21 protein-coding genes and 1 tRNA gene are annotated in these 17,286 nt (G+C 61.4%); 3 read left to right on the forward strand and 19 right to left on the reverse strand.

What is annotated here, in order from left to right; genetic code table 11:
• Window positions 1-6: 6 nt before the first annotated feature.
• The 11 genes from trmD to pncC all read right to left on the reverse strand — a co-directional run bounded on the left by trmD (window position 7) and on the right by pncC (window position 8,724).
• The gene (gene trmD / locus B9N93_RS14090; protein ID WP_085214683.1) at window positions 7-765 is read right to left on the reverse strand and encodes a tRNA (guanosine(37)-N1)-methyltransferase TrmD; all 759 of its coding nucleotides are present in this window, start codon (window positions 763-765) and stop codon (window positions 7-9) included.
• Between the two features lie 9 nt (window positions 766-774).
• Window positions 775-1,278 (reverse strand): ribosome maturation factor RimM, encoded by a 504-nt coding sequence (gene rimM / locus B9N93_RS14095; RefSeq protein WP_085214685.1) that lies wholly within the window; start codon window positions 1,276-1,278, stop codon window positions 775-777.
• An 18-nt stretch (window positions 1,279-1,296) separates the two neighbouring features.
• Window positions 1,297-1,560, reverse strand: coding sequence for a 30S ribosomal protein S16 (rpsP, locus tag B9N93_RS14100; protein ID WP_085214687.1), 264 nt, complete (start codon window positions 1,558-1,560; stop codon window positions 1,297-1,299).
• Window positions 1,561-1,794: 234 nt separating this feature from the next.
• Window positions 1,795-1,887: transfer RNA gene (locus tag B9N93_RS14105), tRNA-Ser, on the reverse strand.
• Window positions 1,888-1,925: 38 nt separating this feature from the next.
• Window positions 1,926-2,120, reverse strand: coding sequence for a carbon storage regulator CsrA (gene csrA / locus B9N93_RS14110; RefSeq protein WP_085216282.1), 195 nt, complete (start codon window positions 2,118-2,120; stop codon window positions 1,926-1,928).
• A gap of 133 nt (window positions 2,121-2,253) precedes the next feature.
• Complete coding sequence (locus B9N93_RS14115; RefSeq protein ID WP_085214689.1) at window positions 2,254-3,486, reverse strand: aspartate kinase; 1,233 nt, start codon at window positions 3,484-3,486, stop codon at window positions 2,254-2,256.
• A 22-nt stretch (window positions 3,487-3,508) separates the two neighbouring features.
• Window positions 3,509-6,109, reverse strand: coding sequence for an alanine--tRNA ligase (alaS, locus tag B9N93_RS14120; protein WP_085214691.1), 2,601 nt, complete (start codon window positions 6,107-6,109; stop codon window positions 3,509-3,511).
• 13 nt (window positions 6,110-6,122) lie between these two features.
• Window positions 6,123-6,563: a regulatory protein RecX gene (locus B9N93_RS14125; protein ID WP_176225259.1), complete on the reverse strand. Its 441-nt coding sequence runs from the start codon at window positions 6,561-6,563 to the stop codon at window positions 6,123-6,125.
• Window positions 6,564-6,589: 26 nt separating this feature from the next.
• The gene (gene recA / locus B9N93_RS14130) at window positions 6,590-7,633 is read right to left on the reverse strand and encodes a recombinase RecA (RefSeq protein ID WP_085216283.1); all 1,044 of its coding nucleotides are present in this window, start codon (window positions 7,631-7,633) and stop codon (window positions 6,590-6,592) included.
• A gap of 37 nt (window positions 7,634-7,670) precedes the next feature.
• On the reverse strand, window positions 7,671-8,249 hold the full coding sequence (gene thpR, locus B9N93_RS14135) for an RNA 2',3'-cyclic phosphodiesterase (protein ID WP_085214695.1): 579 nt from the start codon (window positions 8,247-8,249) through the stop codon (window positions 7,671-7,673).
• Window positions 8,233-8,724: a nicotinamide-nucleotide amidase gene (gene pncC, locus B9N93_RS14140; protein ID WP_085214697.1), complete on the reverse strand. Its 492-nt coding sequence runs from the start codon at window positions 8,722-8,724 to the stop codon at window positions 8,233-8,235. Before pncC ends, thpR begins: the two co-directional genes overlap by 17 nt.
• 127 nt (window positions 8,725-8,851) lie before the next feature.
• Here pncC and B9N93_RS14145 point away from each other — a divergent pair, with 127 nt between their 5' ends.
• A complete protein-coding gene (locus B9N93_RS14145) occupies window positions 8,852-10,309 on the forward strand; it encodes a TrkH family potassium uptake protein (protein ID WP_085214699.1) in 1,458 nt (485 codons plus the stop codon).
• Window positions 10,310-10,388: 79 nt separating this feature from the next.
• Here the strand turns inward: B9N93_RS14145 and B9N93_RS14150 are convergent, their stop codons facing one another.
• From B9N93_RS14150 to B9N93_RS14170, 5 genes are all read right to left on the reverse strand, one after another.
• The gene (locus B9N93_RS14150; protein ID WP_085216284.1) at window positions 10,389-10,859 is read right to left on the reverse strand and encodes a YbhB/YbcL family Raf kinase inhibitor-like protein; all 471 of its coding nucleotides are present in this window, start codon (window positions 10,857-10,859) and stop codon (window positions 10,389-10,391) included.
• Window positions 10,860-10,991: 132 nt separating this feature from the next.
• A complete protein-coding gene (locus tag B9N93_RS14155) occupies window positions 10,992-11,429 on the reverse strand; it encodes a universal stress protein (RefSeq protein WP_085214701.1) in 438 nt (145 codons plus the stop codon).
• A 12-nt stretch (window positions 11,430-11,441) separates the two neighbouring features.
• Window positions 11,442-11,945 carry a hypothetical protein gene (locus B9N93_RS14160; RefSeq protein WP_125468986.1) on the reverse strand — a complete coding sequence of 168 codons (504 nt, stop codon included), beginning with the start codon at window positions 11,943-11,945 and terminating at the stop codon, window positions 11,442-11,444.
• Window positions 11,946-11,969: 24 nt separating this feature from the next.
• Window positions 11,970-13,868: an ATP-binding cassette domain-containing protein gene (locus tag B9N93_RS14165; RefSeq protein WP_085214705.1), complete on the reverse strand. Its 1,899-nt coding sequence runs from the start codon at window positions 13,866-13,868 to the stop codon at window positions 11,970-11,972.
• A 40-nt stretch (window positions 13,869-13,908) separates the two neighbouring features.
• A complete protein-coding gene (locus B9N93_RS14170) occupies window positions 13,909-14,433 on the reverse strand; it encodes a YcxB family protein (RefSeq protein ID WP_085214707.1) in 525 nt (174 codons plus the stop codon).
• Window positions 14,434-14,634: 201 nt separating this feature from the next.
• On the opposite strand from B9N93_RS14170, the gene bfr reads away from it, so the two are divergent.
• Both bfr and B9N93_RS14180 read left to right on the forward strand, forming a co-directional pair.
• Entirely contained in the window at window positions 14,635-15,102 is a 468-nt protein-coding gene (gene bfr, locus B9N93_RS14175; protein ID WP_085214709.1) for a bacterioferritin, read from the forward strand.
• Between the two features lie 101 nt (window positions 15,103-15,203).
• Window positions 15,204-15,416, forward strand: coding sequence for a (2Fe-2S)-binding protein (locus tag B9N93_RS14180; RefSeq protein WP_085214711.1), 213 nt, complete (start codon window positions 15,204-15,206; stop codon window positions 15,414-15,416).
• 80 nt (window positions 15,417-15,496) lie between these two features.
• Here the strand turns inward: B9N93_RS14180 and B9N93_RS14185 are convergent, their stop codons facing one another.
• From B9N93_RS14185 to B9N93_RS14195, 3 genes are all read right to left on the reverse strand, one after another.
• The gene (locus B9N93_RS14185) at window positions 15,497-16,246 is read right to left on the reverse strand and encodes a phosphate/phosphite/phosphonate ABC transporter substrate-binding protein (protein WP_085214713.1); all 750 of its coding nucleotides are present in this window, start codon (window positions 16,244-16,246) and stop codon (window positions 15,497-15,499) included.
• Between the two features lie 20 nt (window positions 16,247-16,266).
• Complete coding sequence (locus B9N93_RS14190; RefSeq protein ID WP_085214715.1) at window positions 16,267-16,740, reverse strand: PAS domain-containing protein; 474 nt, start codon at window positions 16,738-16,740, stop codon at window positions 16,267-16,269.
• A 79-nt stretch (window positions 16,741-16,819) separates the two neighbouring features.
• The gene (locus tag B9N93_RS14195) at window positions 16,820-17,182 is read right to left on the reverse strand and encodes a roadblock/LC7 domain-containing protein (RefSeq protein ID WP_085214717.1); all 363 of its coding nucleotides are present in this window, start codon (window positions 17,180-17,182) and stop codon (window positions 16,820-16,822) included.
• Window positions 17,183-17,286: the final 104 nt, after the last annotated feature.

Raw genomic sequence — 17,286 nt, forward strand, 5'->3', positions numbered from 1 at the left:
TGCTGCTTACCCTTCTTGTGTCTTTCCGGTATTCAATTCGTTCTGGAATTCCCCGAGCAATCCTGCCTGTTCGGCGTCGAGTCGGACCTTGGCCAGAAGGTCCGGCCTTTTCAACCAGGTGCGCCCGAGCGATTGCTTCAAGCGCCAACGCCTGATGGCCTCGTGGTTCCCGGATTGGAGGATTTCCGGGATTTTGCGGCCATCGATTTCCTCGGGGCGGGTGTAGTGGGGACAATCCAACAACCCGGCCACATGGGAATCCTGCGCCGCCGATTCGGCATGTCCCAATACGCCGGGAAGCAAACGCACCACGGCATCGAACAGGACCAAAGCCGCCAGTTCCCCGCCGCTCAGGACATAATCGCCAATCGACCACTCCTCGTCGATTTCGGCCTCGATCAGGCGCTCGTCTATGCCTTCGTAACGGCCCGCCACCAAGATCAAGCGCGGACTGGCAGCGAAACGCGCCACCGCCGCTTGATCCAACACCCGGCCCTGGGGACTCAGGTAAACCGTCTTGGCCGGCAAAGGCGAGTCGATCCGCGCCGCGCGGATGGCGTCGCGCAAAGGCCCGACCTTCATCACCATGCCCGGTCCGCCGCCGTAGGGTCGGTCGTCCACCGTGCGATGACGGTCATGGGTATATTCGCGTGGATTCCACAGGAGCAGATCGACGATATGGTTTTCGATAGCCCGCCCGGTGACGCCATGACAGGCGGCATCCCGCAGCATCTCGGGGAACAGGGTGACCACATCGAAGCGCATCGTCGCGCCCTAGAAACCGGGGTCCCAATCGACGCTCAGCCATCCCTCATCGATCCGCACTTCCTTGACGAAATCGCCGACCACGAAGGGAATCAAGCGTTCGCGGTCGCCCCGGACTGCCATCACATCGTTGGCTCCGGTCTCCATCATACTGGCGATTTTGCCCAGCACCACACCCTCCAGAGTGCGGACTTCCAGGCCGATCAAATCGGCCCAGTAATATTCCCCCGGTTCGGGCGGCGAAAAACTTTCCCTGGAAACCGATATGGTGTGCCTTTGCAAAAGCAGGGCTTGGTCGCGGTCGCTTACCCCATCCAAGCGGGCGATAACCACATCCTCGCCGTGCGCCTTACCCTCGACAAGCTTGTAATCCTTGAGTCCGCCATTCCCCACGATCTGCCATGGAGAATACTTCAATATGTTTTCCGGCGGATGGGTATGTGATTTGATTTTGATCCATCCCCGTACACCGAATGCCCCGAGAATCTCGCCGACGATGACTTGCCGGGACATTGTGGCTCAACCGACCGCTTAGGCGGCGGAAGCGGCGGACAACTTGCGCAGTTCCTTAATCAGACTGCCCACTCTTTCAGTGGTTTGGGCACCTTGGCCGATCCAGTATTGGATACGCTCTTCGTTCAAACGCAACCGTTCGGCAGTTCCCTGGGCAACCGGGTTGAAGAAACCCACGCGCTCGATATAGCGACCATCCCTTTTGGAGCGGCTATTCGCAACCACCACATGATAAAAAGGACGCTTCTTCGCGCCGCCACGGGACAAACGGATAGTGACCATGAAGATTCCTCTTTGAGTTTCAGAACGACCTGAAAAATCCAGAAATTATATCAATAAAAACAACCCCGTACAAGCTTTGTATGGCTTAGATCAGGGCTATCGTAGCTTGACGATTTCAAATATAGCGGGGGGGGGGTTTATCAGGACGATAACAGCGGGCTTATGTCAGGAAGCCCGTGTTTCCACGGCGGTGCGCGAAGGCCGTAAGCTATTTCCGCGCCACAACTGAATAAGTGGCGGAGAGAGAGGGATTCGAACCCTCGATAGAGTTTTAAGCCCTATACTCCCTTAGCAGGGGAGCGCCTTCAGCCTCTCGGCCATCTCTCCGAAGTATCTGCTTATTATAACCGATTCCGCCCGAAGATTCAGCTAATTTCTCCGCCGGGTTGGACCTGCTGCTCGCGTTTGATGCGCTCGTAGATTTCCTCACGATGTACGGAAACCTCCTTGGGCGCATTCACGCCGATACGCACCTGATTACCCTTGACCCCCAATACGGTAACCGTTACATCGTCCCCGATCATCAGAGTCTCGCCAACCCTACGAGTCAATATCAACATAAATCCTTCCTTATACGGTCTCGCCAACTTATTTAAGAGCAGCACCGCTTTAAGCAACGCTATCCCGACCCACAGTTGCATACAAGCCGAATATTATACCACTTCCCGCTGTATTTCTAACAGAAAATTCAGGCTAGGCGGCTGCGGCGGCTTGATCGAGATGGAAAGCTTCGTGCAGGCTCCTGACAGCCAATTCCAGATATTTCTCGTTCAGGACCACAGAAATCTTGATCTCGGAAGTCGAAATCATCTGGATATTGATACCTTCGCCCGCGAGTGCCTCGAACATCTGGGCGGCGATACCGGCATGGGAACGCATCCCGACGCCGACCAGGGAAACCTTGACGATGGCGGTATCCCCGGCGGCTTCCCTGGCCCCCAGGTCCGCGCAGATGTTTTGTAAGATTTCCAGCGCCCGCTTATATTCGTTGCGATGCACGGTGAAGGTGAAATCGGTGCTGCCATCCTCGCCGACATTCTGGACGATCATGTCCACTTCGATATTGGCTTGGGCGATGGGACCGAGAATCTTGTAGGCGATGCCCGGCCTGTCCGGCACGCCCAGGATGGTGAGTTTGGCCTCGTCGCGGTTGAACGCGATTCCCGAAATCAATGGTTTTTCCACGCCGCTTGCCTCCTCGTAGCTGATCAACGTACCGGACCCTTCCTTAAAACTGGAAAGCACCCGCAAGGGAACATTGTATTTGCCCGCGAATTCCACCGAGCGGATTTGCAATACTTTCGAGCCTTGGCTGGCCATTTCCAGCATTTCCTCGAAAGTGATGCGCTCCAGCCGCCGCGCCTTGGGTTCGATACGGGGATCGGTGGTGTAGACGCCGTCCACATCGGTATAGATCAGGCATTCATCGGCCTTGAGCGCCGCCGCCAGGGCCACCGCCGTGGTGTCGGAACCGCCCCGGCCCAAAGTCGTGATATCACCATCCGCAGTGACGCCCTGGAACCCGGCCACCACCACCACCCTACCCTGTGCCAAGTCGGCACGCATCCGCTCGGTGTCGATATCCTCGATGCGGGCCTTGGTGTGGGCGCGGTCGGTCAGGATGCGGACCTGGGCACCGGTATAGGAACGGGCTTCGCAGCCCTTCTGCTGCAAAGCCATGCTCAACAGGGCAATCGTGACTTGCTCGCCGGTGGACAGCAGCACATCCATTTCGCGGATGTTCGGACGCTCCTGGGCCTCGTGGGCCAGGGCGACCAAGCGGTTGGTCTCGCCGCTCATCGCGGACACCACCACCACCACATCCTCGCCGCGCTGGCGGGCCTGGATGACATTGTCGGCCACATGCTTGATGCGCTCGACCGTGCCCACCGAGGTGCCGCCATATTTGTGTACGTAAAGAGCCATTTTTGCTATCGGAATGGTTGAATCATGCCAAACGGCCGCGCACCCATTCGGGCACGCCGCGCAAAGCTTCATCGAGTTTGCCGGGATCGGTGCCGCCGGCCTGGGCCAGATCGGGACGCCCACCACCCTTGCCGCCGACCTGGACCGCCACCGCATTGACCAAATCGCCCGCCTTGATGCGCCCGGTTTGCTCCTTGGTGACGCCAGCGATCAAGCTGACCTTGCCATCTTTGACGCTGCCCAGCACCACGGCGGCGCTGCCGAGTTTGTTCCTGAGTTGATCGACCAAATCGCGCAGGGCTTTGGGGTCGCTGTCTTCGATCTTAGCGGCCAGCACTTTAATGCCGTCGATCTCGACGGCTTGGGAAGCGAGATCGTCGCCGGAAGCGCTGGCGAGTTTGACCTTGAGCTTGTCCAGTTCCTTTTCCAGGGCGCGGTTGCGTTCCAACAATTGCTGGACCTTATCGACCATGCCATCGCGTCCGGCCTTGAGTTTTTCGCCAACCGTTTGCACCAAGCGCTCGCTGACCTTGACCCACTCGAACGCGCCTGCGCCGGTCAGGGCTTCGATACGGCGGACGCCCGCCGCCACGCCGGATTCGCCGACGATCTTGAACAGGCCGATGTCCCCGGCCCGCCCGGCATGGATGCCACCACAAAGCTCGGTGGAGAATTCGCCGATCCGCAATACCCGGACCTCGTCGCCGTATTTCTCGCCGAACAAGGCCATGGCCCCGGCCTTCATGGCTTCGTCCTTCGCCATGACATCGGCACGGACGGGGCTATTCACACGGATTTGCTCGTTCACCAGAAGTTCGATGGCGTCGAGTTGCTCGGGCTGGATCGGTTCGAAATGGGAGAAGTCGAAGCGCAGGCGCTGGGGATCGACCAAGGAACCCTTCTGCGCCACATGCTCGCCCAGGATCCGGCGCAAAGCGGCGTGCAGGAGATGGGTGGCCGAATGGTTCAGCGCCGTGGCGTTGCGGGCCGCGCCATCCACCTCGGCCCGGCAGTCCGCGCCCAGCGCGAACAAGCCTTGCACCACCTTGCCAAGATGCAGGATCACATCGCCCGCCTGCTTCTGGGTATCGGTGACTTCAAACAGCGCGTTCCCGGCGCGGAGGATACCCACATCGCCGACTTGGCCACCGGATTCGCCATAGAATGGCGTCTTATCGAGGATAACCACGCCCTCGTCGCCCGCCGCCAATTGATCGACGGACTTGCCCCCCTTGAGCAAGGCCACGACGCGGGCATCGTCGGCCAGATGGGTATAGCCGGTGAATTGGCAATGCACATCCACCGCCACATCCTGCGAATAATCCACCGCGAAATGGCTGGCGGCACGGGCGCGTTCGCGTTGCGCCTCCATGGCTTTTTCAAAACCGGCCAAATCCGGGGTCAGGCCATGTTCGCGGGCGATGTCGGCGGTGAGATCGACCGGAAAACCATAGGTATCATAAAGCTGGAACACGGTTTCGCCGGGAATGACGGTGCCGCTCAAGCCTTTGAGATGGGTTTCCAGAATCTTCATGCCCTGGTCCAGGGTCTCGGCGAAGCGCTCTTCCTCCTTGCGCAACACCTGCTCGACCGTGGCGCGGGCGGCGACCAGTTCGGGATAGGCTTCGCCCATCTCGGCGCATAACGGCGCGACCAGCTTGTAGAAGAAAACATCACGGATGCCAAGCTTATAGCCATGGCGGATGGCCCGGCGGATAATGCGGCGCAGCACATAGCCCCGCCCTTCGTTGGACGGCAACACGCCATCGGCGACCAGGAAAGCACAAGAACGGATATGGTCGGCCAGCACCCGCAGCGAGCTATTGTCGGTATTGGAAAGCCCGGCCAATTCGGCGGCGGCTTGGACCAAGGTGCGGAACAGGTCGATTTCGTAATTGCTGTGTACGCCCTGCGCCACCGCCGCGATGCGCTCCAAGCCCATGCCGGTATCCACCGAAGGCTTGGGCAGCGGGGTCAGGGTGCCATCCGCCGAGCGGTCGTACTGCATGAACACGAGGTTCCAAATCTCGATGTAGCGGTCGCCGTCCTCGTCGGGGGAGCCGGGCGGACCGCCCGCGATATGGGCACCGTGGTCGTAGAAGATTTCAGTGCAGGGACCGCAAGGGCCGGTGTCGCCCATGCTCCAGAAGTTGTCCTTGGTGCCGATGCGGGAAAAGCGGTTCGGGTCGATCCCGACCTCGTTCAGCCAGATAGCGGCGGCTTCGGTGTCCTGGTCGTAGACCGTGATCCACAGCCGTTCCGGCGGCAAGCCCAACACGCCGGTCAGGAATTCCCAGGCGTAGCGGATGGCGTCGCGCTTGAAATAATCGCCGAAGCTGAAATTGCCCAGCATCTCGAAGAAGGTGTGATGGCGCGCGGTATACCCCACATTCTCCAGGTCGTTGTGCTTGCCGCCCGCCCGCACACAGCGCTGCGAGGACGCCGCCCGCACATAGCCACGCTCTTCCCGCCCGAGGAACACATCCTTGAACTGCACCATGCCGGCGTTGGTGAACAGCAAGGTCGGATCGTTGCCCGGAATCAAGGGGCTGGACGCCACCACGGCGTGGCCGCGTTCTTGGAAGAAGTTGAGGAATAAGGATCGCAGTTCCGAACTGGTCATAGGGTTGCCATTGTCAATCGTCTGGTTGTGCTAGTCCGCGCCGCGCCAAGCGCCGGAATAATTGGCGGATGTCGTCGTGCCCGAAGCCCCTGCCAAGCAAAAAACGTTCCCGCGATGCCCGTTCCGGCAAACCGTCCGGCAGGGTGTCGCCGTATTTCTTGCGGTAAACCTTGTCGATCTGCGCCTCCCAATCCCATTCCTTGAGATCGGGCGCGTCCCCGATGCCGCGTTGCCTGAGTTCCCGCTGGATCCGCGCCGAACCATAGCCCTTGCCGACCCTGCCGCGCACGAACGATTCGGCGAAACGCGCATCGCTCTGTAGCCCGTCGCGCACGGCGTCGGCGACGACCTCATCGACCAGGGATTCCGGGTAACCTCGCGACAAGAGCTTTTGCCGCAGTTCGGCGCGACCGTATTCACGGCGGGAGAGATAACGGAGGCAAGCGGCCAGCACCGCCCGCCTATCGTCGGATGGCTCGGTCAGAGTTCGGCCTCCTCGACCTCGTCGGCGGGGGCCGGACCCGGCGCGGGCGGGGTCGCCAGCGCTTTCTCGCGGATTTTGGCCTCGATGGATTCGGCCAGTTCGGGGCGTTCCTTCAACAGGTTGCGGACATTGTCCTTGCCCTGGCCGATACGCTCACCGCTATAGCTATACCAGGAACCGGATTTCTGTACGATGCCATGATCCACGCCCAGGTCGATCAATTCGCCTTCGCGGGACACGCCTTCGCCATAGAGAATCTCGAACGTGGCCTCCCGGAACGGCGGGGCCACCTTGTTCTTGACCACTTTCACGCGGGTTTCGTTGCCGACCACTTCGTCGCCGCTCTTGAGGGCGCCGATGCGGCGGATGTCGAGGCGCACCGAAGCGTAGAACTTCAAGGCGTTGCCGCCGGTGGTGGTTTCGGGGCTGCCGAACATCACGCCGATCTTCATGCGGATTTGGTTGATGAAGATGACCAGGGTGTTGGAACGCTTGATATTGGCGGTGAGCTTGCGTAAAGCCTGCGACATCAAGCGGGCTTGCAAGCCGACATGGGAATCGCCCATCTCGCCTTCGATTTCGGCCTTGGGGGTCAAAGCCGCCACCGAGTCCACCACCAGCACGTCCACGCCGCCGGAACGCACCAGCATATCGGCGATTTCCAAGGCTTGTTCGCCGGTGTCGGGCTGGGAAATCAGGAGGTCGTCGAGGTTGACGCCGATCTTCTCGGCGTAGCTGGGGTCCAGGGCGTGTTCGGCGTCGATGAAGGCCGCGACCCCGCCCAGTTTCTGGGCCTGGGCGATCACTTCCAGGGTCAGGGTGGTTTTGCCGGAGGATTCGGGACCGTAGATTTCGACGATGCGCCCGCGCGGCAAGCCACCGCAGCCCAAGGCAATATCAAGGGTCAGGGAGCCGGTAGAAATCACCTCGATATCGCGCATCGCGGCCATATCGCCGAGACGCATAACCGAACCTTTGCCGAATTGCTTGTCGATTTGGGAGAGCGCCGCGCTCAGGGCTTTCCGCTTGTTCTCGTCCATCGTGATGAGACCGCCCAATCAGTTGAAAGGCCGACGATTATCCCACAGACCCCGGCCCCGGAATAGCCTCGACATTTTCCAGGCGCCAGGCTTGACGCGGCGTATACGCGGAGCCTGCGCGGCCCAGGCGCGATTCGACCAGGCTGAAAGCGGCGACCTGCCAAACCACAGGTTCAGGCAAGGCCCAGGCTTTCCGGTCGGAATGGCCTTGACGGGCCAGGGTCAGATGGGGCTGGTAAGGCCGGTCGTCCAAGGCGAAACCCGCCCGCCCCAACCCCTGGGCCAAACCTTGGGCCAAATCCAACAGCGGCTGGGGCGTTTGGGACGCGCCCAGGCAGACAATGCCATTGCGCGGCCAGAATTCGGCCCGGTCCAAGGTCAAGCTGAAGGCCGGCGTCTTGACTCCATCGGCGACCCGGACAAGATCGGGCCAACGCGCCTGGGCGACATCGCCCAAAAACGCCAGCGTGATGTGCAAATTGTCGGGTTTCACCCACTGTCCGGCCAGGGTCCGGGCGACCAGATCGCGGGCGACCCACAACGCGGCCCGCGTCTTTGCATCCGGCCACAGCGCCAGGAACAACCGGGCCGATGCGGCGTTATTCTCCGCAGGCATCCAACACCCCGCGCAAGGCCACCGCCACCGCCTGTCCGCGCACCGCCCGGCGGTCGCCCTCGAAGCGCTCGCACCGCGCCACGGTCTCTCGCCCGTCGCGCGCCCAGGCGAACCAGACCAACCCCACCGGCTTGTCGGGGCTACCGCCACCCGGCCCGGCGATGCCGCTCACCGCCACCGCGATATTGGCCCAACTCAGGCGCACCGCGCCTTCCACCATCTCGCGCACCGTAGCCTCGCTGACCGCGCCATGTTCGCGCAGGGTTTCGGGATCGACGCCCAGCATATCGATCTTGGCCTCGTTGCTATAGGTCACGAAACCGCGGTCGAACCAGGCGGAACTGCCCGCCACATCGGTCACGCATGCGGCCACCCCGCCGCCGGTGCAGGATTCGGCGGTCGCCAACATCCAGCCCGCCGCGTCCAAAGCCGCGCCGACCTGCCGGGCCAAGCCGTACAAACCTTCATCGTTCATCGCCAACCTCCGATTTTCATTGTTTACCACCGCGCCGTTGGGTGCCGCCCCAGGATTTTTCGTACAATCCCCCGCAAAAAACGCACCGCCCGCCCCAACCACCTCCTCCTTCGATAAGGCTTGAACGATGACTAGGCTCCTGTCGCTCGCCAGGGTATTCGGCCTGATGCTGATGGTATTCAGCATCACCTACCTCCTGCCCATCCTGACTTCGCTGTTGTTCGGCGATGGCACGGCGGGGCTGTTCGTGGCGGACATGTGCTTCACGCTCGGGGCCGGCGCCTTGCTCTGGTTCGCCACCCGGCGTTTCGTCCGCGACCTGAAGGCCAAGGACGGTTTCCTGCTGGTGGTCCTGGCCTGGACCGGGATGGCGGCGTTCGCCACCATTCCGCTGGTGTCCTATTTGGAAAGCCTGTCGTTCACCGACGCCTATTTCGAGACCATGTCCGGGCTGACCACCACCGGGGCGACGACCCTGTCCGGCCTGGACCAACTACCGCCCGCCATCAACCTCTGGCGGCACGAACTCAATTGGCTGGGCGGCATGGGCATCATCGTGCTGGCGGTGGCGATCCTGCCGGTGCTGGGCGTGGGCGGACGCCAGTTGTTCATGGCCGAAACCCCCGGCCCCATGAAGGATAGCAAGCTGACGCCGCGCATCACCGAAACCGCCAAGAACCTCTGGCTGGTCTACGGCACCATCACGGCGCTGTGCATCCTGGCCTTGAAGGCGGCGGGGATGAGCTGGCTGGACGCGGTCTGCCACGCCTTCGCCACCATGGGGCTGGGCGGATTCTCCACCCACGACGCCAGCGTGGGCTATTTCAATTCACCCGCCATCGAGGGCATCCTGATCGTGTTCATGCTGCTGGCCGGGATGAATTTCGCCACCCATTTCCAGGCGCTGCGGAGCAAGAGCCTCGAACCCTACCGCCAGGATATCGAGGCCATGCCCTATCTGGTGTTGATGATCGGCAGTTGCCTCGGTATCGCGTTGTATCTCTGGCTGCAAGGCACCTATGCCAGCTATTGGAGCGCCCTGCGCCATGCCAGCTTCAACCTGGTGTCCATCGCCACCGATTGCGGTTTCAGCAGCACCGATTTCAACCAATGGCCGATCTTCGCACCGTTGTGGATGCTGTTCCTGAGCTGTATTTGCTCCTGCACCGGCTCGACCGGCGGCGGCATCAAGATGATGCGCACCATGATCCTGGTCAAGCAGAGTGAATTGCAGATGTTCCTGTTGACCCATCCCACCTCGGTCAATCCCTTGAAGCTTGGCACCCTGGTGGTTCCCTCCAACATCATGCTCTCGGTGCTGGGCTTCATCTTCGTCTACTTCATGAGCATCGTCATCCTGACCTTGCTGCTGGTGATGAGCGGACTGGATTTCGTGTCGGCGTTCTCGGCCATCCTGGCCTGCATCAACAACGCGGGGCCGGGGCTGGGACAGGTGGGACCGGCCACCAACTATGGTAGCCTGACCGATTTCCAGGTATGGACGTGTACCTTGGCGATGTTCCTGGGACGGATCGAGGTGTTCACGGCGCTGATTTTGCTCACGCCGGCCTATTGGCGGAAATAACCCGGCCCCCGGCGGGTGACCGCTTCCCTCAGCCCGGAAGGAATGCCCTGGCATCCGGGCCGCAGGCAATACCGCGGGGTCAAGGACTGCGTTGGTAAAGCCCGATCAACCGGGCCTCGGCGAGGATATGCCCGCGCATGGCCTGTTCGAGTTGGGCCTTGGTGGGCGTGCGGAGGTCGGGCAGGACGGTGTCGAGGGCGTACAGCTTGTGGAAATAGCGGTGCTGCCCGACCGGCGGACAAGGGCCGCCATAGTCGGCGCGTTTCCAATCATTGAGCCCCTGGCGGGCACCGGGCGGCGGGGAAGCCATCCCTTCGGGTAAGCCGGACACAGTGTTCGGCAGGTTATACAGCACCCAATGCACCCAGGTGGTTTTGGGCGCTTTGGGATCGGGGGCGTCGGGGTCGTCCACGATCAAGGCGAAGCTTTGGGTGCCTTGGGGCCGGCCGGACCAGGCCAGTGGCGGGGAAAACTCCTGGCCGTCGCAGGTGTAGCGCTTCGGAATCAGGCGTTGGTCGGCGAACGCCGGGGACGAGAGTCGCAGGGACATGGCGGTTCCTCCTTCCTTGGATTCCTGCGCGGAAGCGATTCCGCAGCAGAGGGATAAGGCGGCGGTCAATCCAACCGGCCACCGCCCGGTGCGCATGGATTCCATGGCGCTCCTCCTGGGGTTTGGAAAAGCTCAGGCCCGCAGCCGCACCGCCAGCACATCGCATTCGGCATGGTGCAGCACGCCGGACGCGGTCGAACCCAGCAACAGCGCCAAGCCGTGGCGGCCATGCGAACCCACCACGATCAAATCCACCCCGCGTTCCTGGGCCAGGCGGGTGATTTCCAGCTTGGGGCTGCCGATCTCGACCCAACGCCGTTCGGGCGGGATGTTCAAATCCTCGGCCAGTTTCTCCAGCCGTTGCCGCGCCGCCTCGACCAGTTGCCCGGTCAGGTCGATTTCAAAGGGTACGATGGGTCCGTAGGACGCATCCATGTACTGAAGGTTCTCCACCACATGGACCACGCTCAACTCGGCCTGATGACGGCGGGACAGGTCCAGGGCGCGTTGGGCGACCCGCCCGCCATGTTCGGAAAAATCGGCCCCTAACAAGATATGTCGGTAATTCATGCCCGGCCTCGCTCAACCTGGGTTGGAAAACAATAGGTCCATCAGTTCGACACTGCCCGCCATATAGGCCAAGGCCAAACCGAGTCCCAGCGCGTAGGACGAGGACAAGGCCTGGCGCAACACATGGCCGATGATCGCGATCTGCCACAACAGGAGCAGCGTCACCACCGTCAACACCAGCTCCCTGCTCTCCCCGGACCAGCGCGACCACACCAACAGCGGTAAGGCCAGGGCGCTGATCAGGGTATCGCAACCCAGGGCGGCGGTGAAAGTCTGCAAATACCGGGGGGTTTGATGGGCCAGGACCAGGACGATCCACAGGAACCCGGCCAGCAGCCCGATCCCCACCAAGGATTGCGCGATGCCCTCCAGCCAATCGACATCCAACAGGGCCAAGGCCAGCGCCACCGCCAGGTTGGTGGCCGCGACCAAGCCCAGCAGGAAGATCGAGGCCGGCACATCGCGCGGGCCTTTATTGAACAAGGCGACATCCAGGAACAACCTAATCAACGGCACCGGGGCGTCCTCCGCACGGCCACATCAAGACTCCATGCCTTCGGCCTCGGCGGCTTCCAAGGCTTCGCCCGCTTCCAGCCAAGCGCCTTCGGCTTCCTCCAGGGATTTCTCGACGCCCGCCTTTTCCAGCAGCACGGCTTGCAAGCGGGCCTTGGCCTCGGCCAGATATAGCTCGGGATCGGCCAATCGGGTTTCCAAGGCTTGCTTCTGGGCGGCGAATTTTTCCATGGCCGCTTCGGCCTTTTCCAAGGCGAGGCGCAAAGGCCGCAGCGCCTTGCGACGGTCGGCGTCGGATTTGCGCTGGTCCTTGCGCGAGGGCGCGGCAGGTTTGGCGCTATCGCTATCGCGGGCGTTGCGGCGGGCGGACAGCCACAGCCGGTAATCGTCCAGATCGCCCGAGAATACATCCATGACGCCATCCGCCACCAGCCAGAAATCATCGGCCACGGTACGTAGCAAATAGCGGTCGTGCGAGACCACGATCAAAGCGCCCTGGTAATCCTGTAGCGCCAGGCTCAGGGCGTCGCGGGCATTGAGGTCGAGATGGTTGGTGGGTTCGTCGAGCAGGAGCAGATTGGGCCGCTGGTAGATCAACAAAGCCAGGGCCAGCCGGGATTTTTCGCCGCCCGAGAACGGCGCGATGGGGTCGAGGGCTTGGTCGCCCCGGAAGCCGAAACCGCCTAGGAAGTTGCGTAAATCCTTCTCGGTGGCCTTGGGATCGAGCTTTTGCAGATGCCAAAGGGCGCTGTGCTCGGGCCGCAGTTGTTCGAGTTGGTGCTGGGCGAAATAGCCGATCCTGAGGTCCTGCGCTGCCAGCCGCTGGCCCGCCAGCAAGGGCAGTTCGCCCGCCAACAGTTTGACCAGGGTGGATTTACCCGCGCCGTTCGGACCCAAAAGACCGATACGGTCGCCCGGATTCACCGTGAGCTTGGCACCGCTGAAAATAGTCTTGTCGCCATAACCACCGGCGGCATCGTCTAGCTTGAGCAGCGGGGACGGCAGTTTTTCCGGCGGCAGGAAGGCGAACTCGAACGGCGAATCGACCTGGGCCTGGGCGATCAATTCCATGCGGGACAGCGCCTTCAACCGGCTTTGCACCTGCCGGGCCTTGGTGGCCTGGGCGCGGAAGCGGTCCACGAAAGAACGCACATGGGCGATTTCGCGCTGTTGGCGGTCGTAGGAGGCTTGTTGCTGGGCCAGGATTTCGGCGCGGCGGGTCTCGAACGCCGAATAATTGCCGGTGTAGAGCGTCAAGCCTTGATGCTCGATATGGAGGATGTGGTCGGTGAGGTCGTCGAGGAAATCGCGGTCGTGCGAAATCAGGAGCAAGGTGCCGGGATAGACCGACAGCCAATCCTGGAGCCAGATGACGGCGTCGAGATCGAGATGGTTGGTGGGTTCGTCCAGCAGCAACACGTCGGAACGGCACATCAGGGCTTGCGCCACATTCAACCGCATCCGCCAACCGCCGGAGAATTCCGACACCGCCCGCCGCTCGTCGCCCGGCGCGAACCCGAGTCCGTTCAACAGCTTGGCGGCGCGAGCCGGGGCGTCGTAGCCGCCCACCGCCTCGAAACGGCCATGGGCATGAGCCAGGGCCACGCCATCGTTGGCGGCTTCCGCCTGCCGGAGTTCGGCCTCGATCTGGCGCAGTTCGCGGTCGCCGTCCATGACGTAATCCAGCGCCGTGCTGGCACTGGCCGGGGTTTCCTGGGCTACATGGGCGATTTCCAGGCCGGGCGGCATGGAAAACTCGCCGGTTTCGGGATGCAGCGTGTCCAGCAACAGACCGAATAGGCTGGACTTGCCCGCGCCGTTGGCCCCGGTGATGCCGACCTTCTCGCCCTTGTGGATAGTGAACGAGGCATTCTCGAACAACAGGCGCTGTCCACGCCGCAACGCCACGGCCTTGAAATTGATCATACCCAGCCCACCCCGCCGCCCGGTGCCGCCGCCGTCCGCATCAGGCGGCCTGTTCGAGGCGGGCGTCGGCGTCCTTGAGGAACTCCCGCAAATCCCCGGTTTTCACGGTCGCGTAGGGCACGATCAGGGCCGTATCCAAGGTCACGAAAATGAAGACATAGCCCTTGATCACATCGATGCGGAGGATATCGGCCCAGGACACCCGCGATTCGCCGACGCGGCTGACCTCGACCAGGGCATCTTGCTCCGAACGCAGCTTGTACTTGCCGAGGATGGCGGCCATGTCCGCGTCCGAATACATCCTGCGGATGCGCTGGCGCATCTGCCATTTGAGGAATACCGGCGTCAGCAAGCCCCAAGCCACGGCGGTGACGGCGACATAGATCGCGGATAGCGTGTCCTGATAGTAGAACCAGAGGAACATGGACAACACCGCCAAAACGCCCGGCACGATCCCCTGATGGCGGCGCAGGACTTTTTGCAGCCCTTGGGAATTCTTGAGTTGGTGGTCGTTGAAAGCGAGCAAATCCTGCTCGCGCACTTCGTATTCGATCTCGGTCATCATCACACCCTGGTTAATCCCGCCCCGCCCCCGGTGCTGGCCTGGGGGGAGCGTTTTATCGTAGCTATGCGGATACGGCGGACGCGATGGCATCGGCCCGGCGCGAAAAAACCGCTAGTATACGCAATTCCATTTCACCGCGCCCCGCCCTGGCCGCTTGGCCCGATGACACGGGGTCGGTCGGCCATTTATAGGAGAATCACCATGCAAGGGCATCCCGACGTCATCCTGCGCCTGAACCGGCTTCTGGCCGGCGAACTGACCGCCATCGACCAGTATTTCATCCATTCGCGGATGTGCCGGGATTGGGGGTTCCAGCACCTGTACGAGCATATTTCGCACGAAATGGGGGAGGAACAGGCACATGCGGACCGTTTGATTTCGCGCATCCTGTTCCTCGAAGGCATCCCGGACCTCGGCCAGCGCAGCCCGCTCGCCGTGGGCCGCGACGTGCCCGCGATACTCGCCAACGACCTCGCGCTGGAATACCGGGTGATCGCGGAACTGCGGGAAGCCATGGCCTTCTGCGAATCGGTCGCCGATTACGAGACCCGGAATATCCTGCTCACCCTGCTCAAGGACACCGAGGAAGACCACGCCCATTGGCTGGAAGCCCAACTCGGCCTCATCGCCAAGATCGGCCTGGAGAACTACCTGCAATCCAGGCTTTGAGCCGGTGGCCGGGCGGATGCAACCCATCCGCCCAGCTTTGATAATCATTCTCGTTTGTACTAAGATAAGACCCAAGCCAACCACCACCAGCCGGTCTTACCATGTACATCTGCATCTGCAAGAACGTTACCGATGGACAAATCCGCAACGCCGTCCGCGATGGACGGGTGCGTAATATGAGGGGATTGCGGCAGGAACTTGGCGCCTGCGATCAATGCGGGAAGTGCGCGATGGATGCGTGCCGCGTCCTCCGCGACAGTTTGCAGGAAAAGCAGCACCTGACCGGCAACGAACCGCTGGCCGCGACGGGCTGAGCCCGGCGGACGCGGTTGGGGGAAAGCCTCGGGACGGGAAACCATCCGGCAGGGTCGATGCCGCCGGATCGGTCCGGGCGCTACACCATCAAGGTATCCATCAGGTCGATCATGAACTCCATCGCTTCTTGATCGACGACCTCCCACTCGGCGAAACCCAGGGATTTCAGCACGCCCCGGCCCTTCTCGTCCGACGCCATGCCCAACAAGGCGGCCAGCAAGGGTTCCCGATAGCAAGCCAAGCGCGGCCCCAACAGCAAACCATGGTGGACCACCTGGATTTCACCGCGCACCAAAACCTTAAGTTGGCTTTTCACCATCGAGGACAGATCGTGGAAAGCCTCGGCCAGGAAAATACCGGCTTGGCACTCGCCCCTGATGAGGCGCTTGGCGACCAGGACGTAATTATCGGAAACCACCAAGGCCACGTTATCCGCGTTCAGGTCGGCGGGTTCCAGCATAATCATGCCCATCATATGCACGTCAGGATCGCTGGTGGTGGCGATACGGGCACCGGGTTCGAGGTCTTCGACCGTCACGATATCATCGTTATGGGCACCGGTCGCGATGATCGCCTCGTCGGTCTTGCCCTTGGGCCGGACCAAGGGGACGAACCCCTTTTCCCGCACCAGCATGGAAGCGTCGTAGGGATTGGCATAGATCAAATCGACCTTGCCTTCCGCGATAGCCCGGCGCTGGCTATCGAAATCCGGGTAAATCTCCAAATGGATGGCGGTTTCGAGCACCCGTTGCAGCCAGGTATTGAACACATACCAGCCCGCCAAATGCTCCGGTCCGAAATCGGGACTCACCGTGAAGTTATAAACCATATCAATATTCCGGCCAGGATTTAAACCAAGGTCTGGTAAAGCGCCTTGCTTTGCTCCACCATTTGCCGGGAAGGCTTGCGCCGCACCGAGGTATAGCCAATCACCTTGCCACCCCGCACATTCGGGATCACCGTGGCCTTGACCCAGTAATACCCGCCGTCCTTGCGTAGATTCTTCACATAGCCTTGCCAGGTTTTACCCGCCCGCAAGGTATCCCATAGGCCACGGAACGCCACCGACGGCATGTCGGGGTGCCTCAGGATGGAATGAGGGGAACCGATCAATTCCTGCTCGGTATACCCTGACATCAGCACGAAGGAACGGTTGACATGGGTGATGAAACCGTTCGGATCGGTCCTCGACACGATCAGGCGGCCTTCGGGGTAAGGCGTTTCTATGTCGGTCACCAAAACCCGTCGGCTACCATAGCCATATAAGCTCAAAGTATATTCGCGATAATCACCGACAATCTCTTCCGGTCTCATATCCTGCATCGTCCTGCCCTCACGAGGATTTGATGATCGCGCCCCCTTCCCGCAGTCAGCACCCACTCTTGCTCATTCGAGCCGTTATTCAAATCATCGCCGAGATGCTTTCCGCCGCCCGCTTCACATCCAGGAAGATCAATCCCAATTTGGCGTTGGGTTTCGCCATCACGGTCAAAACCGCCTCATGGCCGGCATGGGTCATCAGCACATAGCCTTTGTTGCCCTTGATCAGCACCTGCTCCAGGCCACCCCGCTCCAACTCCTGGGCGGTGCGGTCGCCCAAAGACAGCATGGCCGCGCTCATGGCACCCACGCGGTCCTCGTCCATGCCCTGGGGCAACACGGCGGCCATCATCAAACCGTCGGTGGAAATCACGCCGGACGCCTCGATATCGGCCGAGGTTCCGTTCAATTCGTTCAAAATAGACTTGAGCATGTCTGCACGCATATGGATTCACTCCTGCTGGTATTAGGTGTATAGGTTGGAAACTGGGGGTATTCCGGTTGATAAGCGCGGCTTGTCAGGCCGGTGGGTCCGCGAACCCAAACCCG

It is taken from the genome of Methylomagnum ishizawai, from assembly GCF_900155475.1.
Lineage (GTDB): Bacteria > Pseudomonadota > Gammaproteobacteria > Methylococcales > Methylococcaceae > Methylomagnum > Methylomagnum ishizawai_A.